Consider the following 13233-nt stretch of genomic DNA (forward strand, 5'->3'; position numbering starts at 1 on the left):
CGACCGCGGTGGTCGCGGATGTAACGGGTCTTTTGCCGGTTGAGCAGTTGTTCGATGGGCTGCCAATCGAGTAGCCGGTTAATTTTGAGCAACGGGTAGCTGTCGATATGTTTGCTCATCATTATTTGGGCTTGTTGGTGGAAGAAGCTGCTCATAAAAAAACTCCTCTGAATTCTTTAGGAGAATTTAGAGGAGTTTTGGTTTTTTTGCAAAGGTCTCAGCCTGAATGTCTAATAAATTGATAGCTGAACGTACCGTTACTTGGGGTGCAAAAAAATCAAGCACTTTTTGAGTCTAATCCCATTGCTAATCTACGTCAGTCTCTAATATTAAAGAAGCATCTTCGGATAAAATGTATAAATAGTTATTTTTTACAAAAAATAACTTATTGATGAATCAAGAGGTAACTTAAGTTTTTTGTAAATGTCTAAAAATTATATCGCATTTCCAACGCTGTTGTGTAAGCTTTGTAACGTGTTCTGATGTTGTCTGGTGGTAATAATGGTAAACCATTATTTTTGTATTCTGCAGAAGAGGTTTTTACATAGCGATAATTTAATGATGCGCTATATTTTCTTTTATAGTTCATAGTAATGCCAGTACCTAATTGCCATGCATTAACGTTATCCTTGAATGTTTCTCCGAAAGGAACACCCCCAGCTTTTAAATTTTCAATTGTTAAACGTCCATGGCCGACTCCGGCGCCAATATATGGCTTAATATTAACTTTTTCACTAACTTGTAAATTAATGGGAATATCGTACCAAAGATTGGCAAAAAAACCTGAAAATGATTCGCTTCCTAGACCTTCAATGGCGGTGTTACCTTCATAGTGCCTTTCATCAAAGCTACTCAAAGAATTTTTCCGATGACTCAACTCAATTTCTGGACGAAAGCCTGAAGCTAAGTTCCAGCCCGAGACTATCCCTAAAGTATATCCGCTTTTGGTAGGCTCTTTAAAATTCATCCTTACAAAATTAATATTTTGTTGCTTAAGATATTGAGATGACACCCAATTTCCCCCTCCTTGGAGTCCAATATAAGGTCCACTTTCGGTTGATTGAGCAATACTGAAGCTAGGAAATAAAATGATTGGCGATAATAAAAGTTTCATATTCATAATACATGTCTCCGACAATTACCACTACAAGTTGATTGGTATGTTGATATTTAAAAAGTGCTCAATTTAGAAAAATTTTTAAGTACCTGCTTTTGAACATTCAAGATGATTAATAAAAGAGTGATCTTGTATTATGAATAAGGTTGCCACTTTTTATTAGCAAGATTTTTCATGTTTTCTAGTGAATCAGTAAGCGATTTTTTTAGCATAGTTTGAAGAATTCTTCTGAGAGGCCAAAAATTTACTGAGCTTACATCGCATTGATGTGTTACTTGACATGACCGTGAAGATGTAATATCTAACCAGTGATGAAATTTTAAAGTTAGGCCAAATATTTCTGCGGTATTACTCCAACTTTTTTCAAAAATTACTTGGTCAAGAGTTATTTTCATTTTAAGGCCATTTTTTAATTCGCAAACTCCTGTTGTTCCTTCGGTAAATTCACCATTAATCTGACAAATCTTAACATCCTTATCCCAATTTGGGGAGTTCTTCAAATCAGACCAAATTAACCAGATTATAGATGCAGGTACATCCATATCTAAACTAACAGTTACTGTTTTCATTTGTTAAATCCTAATAGTTGCCATGTTAATTGTGTGTAAAATTAACAAATATGATGTATGGCCTCGCAAGTTACTTTATTCATAGTGAACCCATTAAAGGCTACCACAGTATTATCGGCGGTAAATTATCAGTTATTTTAGATTCCTCTATAAATAATAGGTTATATGGGTGTCGGATGCTTTTTATTTTTTTAAAACTTGAGCAATTATTTTTACTGATCCTATTCTTTTGTTGCTAGAGAAAAGTGATAATTTAATAATATTGTTTAAACTGCTAGTTTTAGGTAAGTTTTCTTTGGTTGCGGTTACGCGTAGAGTGCCCTCTCGTGATATTGGAGCTTCCAATGAAAAATCTAATATAACTAGATTCATTGGTATTCCTAAAGGAACTTTTAGTATTTCATGGGCAATTTGCATATAACATTGGCGTGCAATTTCTAAAAAGTAGACTATAGAGAGATATTCGGTAGATCCTGAATGTTGAAAAAAATGATTATCAGGTATTGGTGTGGTAAAAACAGAATAGATATCTTCCTGAACAAACAGGTCACTAACCAAAACATTGTCCTCGTTATGTTTATGTAGCAATTCCATACGAGTACAAGGCTTAAATCTATTAGTGTTTTTGGGATAATCAGCTAAACTTATATGGCTGTATGTAAATTTAAGGCTACATACAACCTTTTGGTGCTGCTCAATAATAACAGTCCAATCTTGCTTTTTACTTTTGTATAGTTTTAAATTAATTTTTGAATTTAGGTTAACATAATTCATAAATCGGATATTTATACTGCTGATAAATTCAGATTTTTTAATAATTTTCGCATAATCAATTAGTTGTAAAGCTCCTGCGATTAGTAAAATTCCAGGAACGTGGTCTAGTGGATGATCAAAAAAGTAAGGATGCTCTTGATTGACATTTAGTATGGCGCCCCAGCCATATTCTGTTAGCTGAATATTAGTTATTAAATTAGATAAATTTTTTTCTAAATCATTTTGTTCAATATCTCCCGTCGATAAATTTTGCATAATTAAATTTCTAGTACTTAATCCCGCCAACACAGTTTCTGATACCTGTTGGCTAATTAATTGTAAACATGTATTTGATTTGTCAATATTACTCTCTATAGTTTGAATATGTTGTATACCATTTACTGTAGTTTGCGTGGAACCCGAAAATTTTAAAACGTAAGGAAGTTTATTGTTATGATTAGCTGAATCTGAATGATTTTTTAATCGTTCACTAAAAAGCCACATTACAGGATTCCCTTGGTTATGAACCTCAATGACTCCTTTTCCTTTTAAAGACACAACTTGTCGTAATAGATATTCAATTCCACAAGCTTCAGATAACCAACCAGTTGATTGGTATAAATTTTGGGTATTTTCTTGATGAAAAGCATCTAATTCACAAATGCTTATTTCAGTTATTTCACTTTGGTCTATTCCTGAAATATCACATGCATCACTAAGTTGACTCGCATGTGTTGCGAACACTGCGCAGTGTAATAATACTAATGATTGATCATCGTTTTTATCCCAAGGTTTTATTAATAGTACGCCAGCACCCTCACCATGAAGTATTTTCGTGGCATCATCGCAGTGGCGTAATTCGCTATAGCTACTTATATAACGACCAGCTCCTAAAATAATTTGATCAAATCCACGATTAAACCAAGTAGGTAAAGTTAATAATGCTTGCCATAATAGCCCTGGTTTTCCAGCTAACGTTTGATGAAATCCTTGTAAATTAAAAATTTTTGCAACATATCCAGAAAGCATAGATGGTAGCATAGACGCTACATCTGCAACTGTTACATTGGGAGGGTTCCCTTGTCCTGACTTAAAGTATTCGCATCTAGAGTATGCATTTGAAAAGCTTTCCCCTCCTGTATTACAACATATCATGACAGCTGTTTTTGTGTTATTCGCAACTGATGGATGGCGATTAATTATCCGACCAGCTAATGAGGAGAGCAACAATTTATATGGGTCTATATGATTTAAAGCTTTCGGCCCCATCGAATAACCATTCACATCTATTTCATAGTCTTTGTTAAGATAATGACCATGTTTTAGATTGTTACAATTATTATTTTCAAATCTCTCTATCGGAAATGCTCCAATGGGATTAGGACATTTCAAAGCGTCCCTCCATTCTGCCAAATGAAAGGCACCCCCTAAAGCTGCTTCTGCATCTATTATTGATAAATTTAATCGTAAGAGACCATTATTTTTAATTGGCTCTTCAATCTCTTCTTTTGAATAGGTGAGAGGTTTATCAATAATCATGTGTGCATTGGAACCACCGAAACCAAAACTTGAGATACCTATACGACGTACTTTCTTCCCATCTACTTTATTAGATGTTGCTAATTCAATTCCTATTTTAGAGAGGGAAGGGGTAACTTGGTAATCAGGTTGTGGTGGGATATACTGATTCTTCAGAATCATCAATGCTTTTGCTAATGATGGCCCACCTGCAGCAGCTAAGGTGTGTCCTAACATTGCTTTAATTGATCCCAATAGCAAGGGGCTTTGATTTGTTCTGTTTTTAACAAAAAACTGATGTATTGATTGCAATTCAGTTTTATCACCCAATGGTGTGCCTGTGCCGTGAGTTTCCAAATAATCAATACTTTTAGGATCCAAATTCTTCCAAGCTCTTTGATATGCAGCTATTTGTGCATTTTCACTAGGAGAAAAGGTTGAACCTTCATTGCCATCTGATGATAAACCAATGGCTTTTAATAAGCCTAAAGGGGTGCGTCTAGATATTAATGCACTATTTAAAGGTTCGAGTAAAAAAGCGCAAGCGCACTCGGCGGGAACAATCCCATTTGCTTGAGAGCCGAAAGCACGTAGGCATGCATCTTCAGAGAATGCAGTTAATTGTGAAAAACCTAAGTAAAGAGGTAGGGCTAAGACAGTATTAATCGTCATAATTACAACTTGGTCAGCCTGTCCGCTGATTACCAAACTACGTCCCATTTCTAGTGCATAGTGAAGGGAGCTGCATGCAGTATCCACTGACAATGCAGGCCCCCCTAATTGCATTCTATCAGCTAAAGTTTGAACTTGTTCACCAGCAGACAAACCATTATCTGAAGCAAAATAACTTTCATCACTCCAAGAAGTGGCTAGAATTAAGCCTATTCTACTCCTCTGCAAAGAATTAGAGTTTAATTGAGGTTCTTTAAATAGTTGCTGTAATACTCTTGTACCTATAGTAAGTTGACGAGATAAATCACCTATAGGTTCATCTAAGGTGAATGCTTTATCTAGATAAACTTTGTTAAGAGTGCCTGGGTGAGCATTAAAAATAGATTTAGATTCTACATCCCAACGTGGTAATAAAGAATTAGTTGCTGCTGGCTTTCTTTTATTTAAAAAATCCCATAATTCTTCTATTGATTTAGCTCCAGGAAATTCACCAGCCATCGCGCTAAAACAAAAAAGTAATTCATCCATATTATTTTGTGAATCCATAAAATTGTGCGTCATATTTTTTAGCTTTCCAAGTCTGTTAATAATGCTAAAGCCTCTTTTGCATTTCTACGGGACATCAAAGCTTCTCCAGCAAATTTACAATGACTAAATTGATTACCCATTTCCTCCCAAATCTGTGCGCGAATAAATCCATCTGCTAAGTATTCAGAAAAAGGTGTTTCCTCATTAAAATTATCAATAGCACTGTGTTTTTCTAACAGTAAAAACAATGACTCTTTGAGCTTTGAGGTAGGACTAGGCTTATTTTCGTTAAAAAATTTTTTTAAAGTATTTGAAATTTCTTTAGGAGACAGTTCTAGTAAATCCATTATATTACCGTCGTATTTTTTTACTGAAGGACATTTTAATTGTAAAGCCTCTAAAAAATCTAAACGCCCCAAAGAGTCTAAACCCAATTCATCAAAACTAACCGTCATATCGATATTGTCCTCAGAAAAGCCAGTTAAATCTGAAATGATATTAGAAATGACTTCTTCTATGTCTACTGTATAAAGTTCATTTTTTTTTGGGTTTTCCGAGAAAGAATAGATTATGTTTAGTAGTTTTTGAGGGGTGTCGACTTCATCGTATTGATAAAATTTATTTATCAACGGGTACTGTTGGTTTAGAGCTTCATGTAAATCTAAAATACTAAGTGAATCAAGACCAAGGCTAAAAAAGTCCAAGGATAAATTGATGTGATCAGTTTCATAACCAGTCATTTCGGCTAATGTATTTCTTAACCATTCTTGCGGATCAAGTTGATTATCATGAATTTTTTGATGTATATTTTTAGGTTCATGATTTTGTTGATTTTCACTTATACTTGCTTTGACTAAATTCTCGTCAAATTCCTCAAGAATAATTGATTGATTAGAGCTAAACGATAATAACTGTTGATTTGTTTCTAGGAATTTATTTGTTATTTCCTCTGTTTGAGAAAGAAGTCGTTCAAGAATTTCTCGTTTTTGAGGGGTTTCATGCAATAAGTCAAGAATTCGATCTACAAATGTAAAATAATTTTGTGTTATTTTGCTATTTGCACAAATATATTCTTGTATCACTAAGTTGTTCATTTGATTCTCCTTGGAATATGGTTTAATGCTTATTAAATTTATACTCGCTCAAGAAATGATAATTTATCTTTCATAAAAGATATTAATTTATCTGGGTCTGTACCTTGAAAAGCAATGTATCCATCAGGTCTTATTAGGACTAGATTGCCTCTTTTTGCATGATATCGAGAATGGAGCCTCCAATCTGGATCTGCGATCACGTTAAGATTTTCAATATCTATAGTATCTACAACACAGCGAGCTTCTATACCTTGATAGTTCATTGTTATTGCTTGAGCCATTGCTAAATATGAGTCTACATATAACGATCCTATATCTGTGGCCGTAAAGATTAGTAGCAAATAGTTGTGATAATAGAAAGAACTTAACAGCAGCTCTTGAGAGGTTACATTTGGTAACATCCACAGTTTAATGTCAGGTGCTAATTCGCCAGCTTTAGGTATGGGGTGTCGAGGGTAATCTTTTTTAAATTTTTGCCTCCACGACAGGTGTTCATTACTTTTCAGCATATTAAGAACCCAACTACTTTGCTTGTAGTTGTAGGAGTGCCCTGAAATCATTGAGGGTAATTTATTTTGAATTTTTCTTCGATTACTAATAAGGGAGAGCAAATTATTTCGAAAATAAACTATTATGGGGTTTTTTGTAGTAATTAGTTTAGTCAAACGATGTGCTGTCTTTTCTGCTTCTTGTGCTACTAGGGATCGTTCATCATGATAACTGTCTAGAAGTTTGCTATTTGCATAACCTTTATAGACGAAAGCTAGTTTCCATCCTAAATTGTATGCTTCAGACAAACCTAAATTCATCCATTGCCCCCCAATTGGGCTGCCTATATGTGCCGCATCACCAACTAAGAAAATAGAACCATGCTTTAATTGATTAATTTGCCTATGTTGAAAAGAAGCTATCGTCATAGAGGATAAGTTAGATAATGTCATTTTTTTTCCACGTTCATTACACAGCTTTTGAAAAGTGGGCAAATCTAATGCAGGTTGTTCATTTTCAGGTGGCAATACATGTGGAATCTCAAAGAACAATCTATATCGTCCTTTACCATCAATTGGAGCTACTGCAACATAGCCTTCTTTAGAGCCAAGAAAAAAAGCCCCCTCATCTAAGGGTTCATCCCACTTAATATCTGCATCGGTAAGCATGAAGTAAGAATCATAAGACGAGCCTGAAAAATCTAATTTTAGTTTTTTACGCACTAAGCTTCGAGCTCCATCACACGCACATAACCAACGGTATGATGACCATTCCGCATTTTCTTGGTCATCAAGTTTTTGTATTAAAGCGTGGATGTCATGATCAGGTGTTTGTTCAATATCAAGTAAGGTTGTATTCCATTCGACCGTCCCTCCCAAACTTTCAAGCCGTTGTAACATTAGCTTCTCGACATCTGGCTGAGGTAAGCTAAGCAGAATTGGCCAATTGGTTTCTAATCGTGAAAAATCATAATTAAGTATACGTTTCTTCTCCGATTGTATAGAGAAAGTTTTAATATGAAATCCTTGATTTGTTGCCTCATCGACAATACCTAACTCGCGAAAAATTTCTAAGGTTCTAGCGTGTATAGCCATGGCTTTAGTAGTATTAGATGGCCCATTATTTTTTTCTATAATCCTAAATGGAACATCATATTGTTTAAGTAAAATTGCTAATGTTAAACCTACGGGGCCAGCTCCAACGATCAATATTTCAGAGTTTTTGTTTGAGATTTTTTTATCAGTCATCATATTTAATACCAATTTCTATAAAAAGGGATTGTTGCAATATCTAAGATTTGAGTATCACCTGATGAGTCCCCATATACATAAATTTGATACTCATCTAAATTAGGTACAGCTTCTCGTAAACGTCGAACTTTTTCATCGCCAACACAATCATTTCCCATAATGAATCCATTGAATTTTTTTCCATCGGAGGCTAATCTAGTTCCGCATACAATATCCAAGTTGTTTTTTTCTCCCCATATTTTCAAATAGTTTTCTGGCGAGTTACTCACTAGAGCAACAAGATGTCCTTGAGATTGGTGCCAATGTAAACGCCGGATTGCTTCGGGTCGTAAACAATGAGGTAGATATTCCTCAACATAATGTTTAGCTATGGTATTTTCCATGCGAACATCAAGATTTGAAAAAAAATAATAGATAAACTTTCTCCTAGCCTTCATTACTGGTGTTATTTTTAATAGAACAGCAATAATCTGAGGAAGTGATAATAAGACTTTTCTCCAGAAGAAACAGGAGCCGTGAATAAATCTTATATAACGCCAAAATGTATGCCTATCAGTTAATGTCCCATCAAAGTCAAAAACTACCAATACAGGCCTAATAATATTATTTTGCACTTGTAAACTCTCCAAATTATGTTTATTTAGAAACATTTAATAATTGTATTTGGCGGGGTAATTTAAAGTTAGATAGATAATTGCCCATGAAAGATAAGAGCTTTGGTTCTGTTAAGGACTCATCTGTTACTTTGACACTTAAGAAAATTGTATTAGCTTGCTTTGGGTCTGGAACTACCCATGCACGTGCATCCTGAACAGAGTTATGTCTTAATGCAGCAATTTCTATATCACGAAAATCAATCATTTGTGCACGTACTTTAGAAATACGTAGACGTTGGCAAACAAAGTATAGATGATCATTGTCATCACTCCATACCAAATCTCCCGTATGGAACCATTCGTCTTTAAAAAACAATAGGGTCCCTTCTTCATCTTCATAGTAACCTTTTGAAATCATAGGAGCTTTAACTATTAACTCTCCAATATGACCTTTCTCTACTTCTTTTCCATCAGCATTTATTACTCGTGCTTCTACACCGGAAATTATCTGTCCCATTGCTCCCCTATGTTGTTCTCCTAATGTATTTTGAACAATAATTGGTAAGGTTTCGGTTAATCCATACCCCTGTAGCACAGGCGCGCAACCTAATAGTGAGCTAAGTCGTTCGCCATCATTTGCTGGTAAATGCCCTCCACCCGAATAAATCATCAATTGAGGGTGCAATTCCGTTGGGGCTTGTTTTCTTTTTGCTAATCGAGTATTAAAGTAACGAATTACATCGGGAACTAGGCATGCAAAAGTAACTTGATAGGTTGACAGGACGTCAGCTAAGTCTCGTTTAAGAATGGTGTTGGTAATTAGTAAAGTAGCTCCTACGCTAAGAGGGAAGACTAACATGACAGATAGGCCGAAGATTGCATATAGCGGTAAAGTAACAAGGTGAACACTACCAATACCTTGTGTATGGAAATTTTTATGTAAGCCATCAGTAGAATAAGTCATATCCAAATAGTGATGAGCAACAGCTAAAGGTCGCCCCAAACCACGCCAAGTAAATTGTAAAGATATAATTGGATTACCTTCAGGGGCTTTTAATGTTTCTTGGTGATTGTTTGCTGTTTTTTTAACTAAATCATCTAGGTTGTAATGGTTTTCTTCATTGTTGTTGAGAGTGTTATTTCCACACAGGAGCACACGGTGGAAAGGTTCGGTAATAGCGCCAAGCTTATCTTTATAGAATTCTTCATCTGTAATAATATAATCCAGCTTGATTGTGTTAAGAATTTGATTGATTTCGCAAGAAGTTAGGCTATTATTGATAATGACGGGTAGCGCTTTTTTGCTAATTAAAGCCAAGTAGTATGAGATGAAATCAATTCCATTGGGCAATATTAAGGCTACCTTATTTCCCTTCTTGATTCCGGCGGCTGTCAGTGCATTTTGCCGCTTTTCTGCTAATTGTTTTAATTCTTTGTAACTTAAAATTTTATCGTTATCTATGTCATTAATAGCTATACTGTCTGGGTGGCTTTCCGTAATTTTCAAAAATCTATGCATAAATCCGTAATTATTGGTTACTGTAGGCATGTTTTACACCTTCCTTTTGAAAGTCGTTTTAAGATACTAAAATACTTGAAAAATTAAAATTTTTGCTATTTTTAGGTGATTTTAATGTTTAAAGGGGTTTGAATTGATAATTTAATATGAATAAAAATGATTTTAGGTTAAGATGGGGTTGGGTAAATTAAAAAATGATGCTGTTTTATTTGCGCTACTATATGTTTTTGTCAGAGGTTGTTGCGAAATAAAAGCTACAGCATGAAGCAAGCTGTCACGCTCAGTCAACTTAGCACGATAGCTCTTCGGATGGCATAAATCGCCCTCGTCCCAGTTTAATGACACATCCAGAAATTACTGTACAATTTTTTTCTGTGCTGTGTGCCAGAGCCGTTACCTCAATATTATTTGTAAATAAAGCGCGTACCAGATTATTGCCCAGCAAGCTGGTGGTACCGATAACAAAAGTGTATTTCATCTATTTTGTTCTCCAAAAAATTAAATATTAAATTTGAATATTTATAATAGCCTGTATATTTGTTTCAAGTAAGCCCCTACTTATTGAATAGTTTGTTGCACAGGAGACATCAATCATGCGTAGTACCGAATTGGGAGAGCTGGTAGCCTTTGTTAGCATTGTTCAACAAGGTAATTTCCGTCGTGCCGCAACCAGCCTGAACATCAAGCCATCAACGCTATCACACAGCATGCGGGCACTAGAGGAACGGCTCGGGATTCGCCTGCTCAACCGAACCACCCGCAAGCTTTCGCTCACAGAAGCCGGGCAAGTCCTATTTGATCAGGTTGCTCCAGCATTGGGCAATATTGAAAATGCTGTTGAAACACTGAATCGCTTCCGCACCACCCCTGCTGGTACCGTACGCCTCAATATGCCGCGCGTTATTGCCGCGCATTTATTGTTGCCCAAGCTGAAAGCTTTTCAACAACGCTATCCCGATATCAAACTGGAAATTGCTGCGGAAAACCGCTTTACCGATATTGTTGGTGAAGCATTTGATGCCGGCATCCGTCTTGGCAAACATCTTGAGCAGGATATGGTAGCCGTACGGATTACGCCTGATATCAAGATCGCCGTAGTCGGCTCCCCCGATTATTTTGCCCGCCATCCAGTCCCACAAACACCACAAGATTTGCATCAGCATCAATGTATCAATCGCCGCACCATCACCACTGGCGGATTGGAAGGCTGGATTTTTGAACAAAGCGGCCAAACCTCCAACATCACCGCCTCCGGGAACCTGATTCTGGACGATTCCGACTTAATCGTAGATGCTGCCACTCATGGCTTGGGATTGGCCTATTCTGCTGAAGAGCTAGTCATGCCGCAGATAAAAGCAGGAAAACTGATACAAGTGCTCTCAGAATACAGCCCAATCGTCCCCGGTTTTTTTCTCTACTACCCCGATCGTAGAATTTCATCAGCATTGCGCGTATTGGTAGGTGCTCTACGAATTGGTGAGTCTAATTAATCAATGGTTGGCACATCAATCAATCATTTCATTGCCATCACGATATTACAGAAGGAGCTGCCCTAGACAACTAGGCCTGCACCACCAACAATATCGGTAAAGCGGTTTTCCGCAGCAATCTCCAGTTTGATATCGGGATAGCGTTGTTGAAAAGCTTTCAGCTTGGGCAACAATAAATGCGCGGCATATTGAGCGTACGGTACCAGCAGGGGTGGTGCGGAAGCGATTCAGTGTTTCAACAGCATTTTCAATATTGCCCAATGCTGGAGCAACCTGATCAAATAGGACTTGCCCGGCTTCTGTGAGCGAAAGCTTGCGGGTGGTTCGGTTGAGCAGGCGAATCCCGAGCCGTTCCTCTAGTGCCCGCATGCTGTGTGATAGCGTTGATGGCTTGATGTTCAGGCTGGTTGCGGCACGACGGAAATTGCCTTGTTGAACAATACTAATAAATGCCGCCAATTCTCCTAATTCGGTACTTCGCATGATTGGTGATTCCTGTGCAACAAAGTATTCAATAAATGGTGTCTTATTTGAAACAATTGTACAGGCTATCATAAAGCATGACCGAAATTTTGGAGAAAATAGATGAAACACGCTTTTGTTACCGGCGCTACCGGTTTGCTGGGCAATAATCTGGTACGCGCTTTGTTGGCAAAGAATATTGAGGTAACAGCTTTGGTGCGCAGCGCAGAAAAAGCTGCACGGCAATTTCCGGATGTGTCGTTAAACTGGGTAGAGGGCGATTTATGCCGACCGGAGAGCTATCGTACGAAGTTGGCCGAGTGCGACTGCTTGTTTCATACCGCGGCCTATTTTCGTGATAGCCTCAAAGGCGGTAAGCACTGGCAGGCTTTGTATGATACCAATGTCAAGGGCACTGAAGATTTGCTTCAGGCAGCTTATGAAGCAGGTATCCGGCGGATGGTTCATACTTCTTCCATTGCCGTATTGCATGGTGAACAAAATCAATTAATTGACGAAACTATGTCCCGCCCCAGAGAGGATGCCGATGATTATTACCGTAGCAAAATCATGAGCGAAGAAGTGGTAAATCATTTTCTGGATAAGCATTCCGATATGTTCGCCTGTTTTGTTTTACCTGGTTGGATGTTTGGGCCGGGCGATATTGGCCCGACTTCGTCCGGCCAATTCGTAATGGATTATATGCAGAAAAAACTGCCGGGCGTTTTACCGGCGAGCTTTAGTGCGGTGGATGCGCGTGATGTGGCCGAACATCTGATTTTAGCTATGGAAAAAGGCCGTCGGAGCGAGCGCTATCTTGCAGCAGGGCAACATGTGACCATGGGCGATTTAATGAGCGAACTGGCACAAGTCAGCCATGTACCTGCGCCAACCAAACCGATTCCGCTTTTTATGCTGCGCTTGATTGCACAAATTCAGGAAATTTATCACTGGCTGACTAAAAAGCCGATATTGCTGAGTCGATCCAGTGTTAATCTGATTGCCCGCGAATACCTGCGTACCCATTTTAGTCACGAAAAAAGCAAACGAGAACTGGGGGCTACGTTTCGGCCATTGAAGGAAACATTAAACGATGTATTGCAATGGTATCGGCAGCATGGTTTTTTGAAATAGGGGTGATTGGATTTAAGTTGTAAGAAAAGCTCAATAAAATGC

Annotated in this window: 10 protein-coding genes and 1 pseudogene; 2 read left to right on the forward strand and 9 right to left on the reverse strand. The window is 37.4% G+C overall.

Going from position 1 to position 13233, the window contains the following annotated elements:
* The 8 genes and pseudogenes from Q4C79_RS03765 to Q4C79_RS03800 form a co-directional block, all read right to left on the reverse strand.
* A pseudogene (locus Q4C79_RS03765) lies at positions 1-155 on the reverse strand (IS5/IS1182 family transposase); the annotation flags it as partial.
* Positions 156-427: 272 nt separating this feature from the next.
* The gene (locus Q4C79_RS03770) at positions 428-1120 is read right to left on the reverse strand and encodes an outer membrane protein (protein ID WP_303089698.1); all 693 of its coding nucleotides are present in this window, start codon (positions 1118-1120) and stop codon (positions 428-430) included.
* Between the two features lie 131 nt (positions 1121-1251).
* Entirely contained in the window at positions 1252-1686 is a 435-nt protein-coding gene (locus Q4C79_RS03775; RefSeq protein ID WP_303089699.1) for a hypothetical protein, read from the reverse strand.
* 183 nt (positions 1687-1869) lie between these two features.
* A complete protein-coding gene (locus Q4C79_RS03780) occupies positions 1870-5175 on the reverse strand; it encodes a beta-ketoacyl synthase N-terminal-like domain-containing protein (protein WP_303089700.1) in 3306 nt (1101 codons plus the stop codon).
* Between the two features lie 20 nt (positions 5176-5195).
* Complete coding sequence (locus Q4C79_RS03785; protein ID WP_303089701.1) at positions 5196-6251, reverse strand: acyl carrier protein; 1056 nt, start codon at positions 6249-6251, stop codon at positions 5196-5198.
* Positions 6252-6289: 38 nt separating this feature from the next.
* Positions 6290-7990, reverse strand: a complete 1701-nt coding sequence (locus Q4C79_RS03790; protein WP_303089702.1) for an FAD-dependent monooxygenase — start codon at positions 7988-7990, stop codon at positions 6290-6292.
* A 2-nt stretch (positions 7991-7992) separates the two neighbouring features.
* The gene (locus tag Q4C79_RS03795; protein WP_303089703.1) at positions 7993-8619 is read right to left on the reverse strand and encodes an HAD-IB family hydrolase; all 627 of its coding nucleotides are present in this window, start codon (positions 8617-8619) and stop codon (positions 7993-7995) included.
* A gap of 7 nt (positions 8620-8626) precedes the next feature.
* Complete coding sequence (locus tag Q4C79_RS03800) at positions 8627-10135, reverse strand: class I adenylate-forming enzyme family protein (protein WP_303089704.1); 1509 nt, start codon at positions 10133-10135, stop codon at positions 8627-8629.
* A 563-nt stretch (positions 10136-10698) separates the two neighbouring features.
* Between Q4C79_RS03800 and Q4C79_RS03805 the strand changes: the two genes are divergently transcribed.
* A complete protein-coding gene (locus Q4C79_RS03805; protein WP_303089705.1) occupies positions 10699-11595 on the forward strand; it encodes a LysR family transcriptional regulator in 897 nt (298 codons plus the stop codon).
* Positions 11596-11640: 45 nt separating this feature from the next.
* Here Q4C79_RS03805 and Q4C79_RS03810 read toward each other — a convergent pair whose 3' ends face one another.
* Positions 11641-12078: a LysR family transcriptional regulator gene (locus Q4C79_RS03810; RefSeq protein ID WP_303089706.1), complete on the reverse strand. Its 438-nt coding sequence runs from the start codon at positions 12076-12078 to the stop codon at positions 11641-11643.
* Positions 12079-12180: 102 nt separating this feature from the next.
* Here Q4C79_RS03810 and Q4C79_RS03815 point away from each other — a divergent pair, with 102 nt between their 5' ends.
* Positions 12181-13191, forward strand: a complete 1011-nt coding sequence (locus tag Q4C79_RS03815; protein ID WP_303089707.1) for an SDR family oxidoreductase — start codon at positions 12181-12183, stop codon at positions 13189-13191.
* Positions 13192-13233 lie beyond the last annotated feature (42 nt).

The sequence above is a fragment of the Neisseria sp. genome (genome assembly GCF_030523955.1).
In the GTDB taxonomy this organism is placed as follows: Bacteria; Pseudomonadota; Gammaproteobacteria; order Burkholderiales; family Neisseriaceae; genus Neisseria.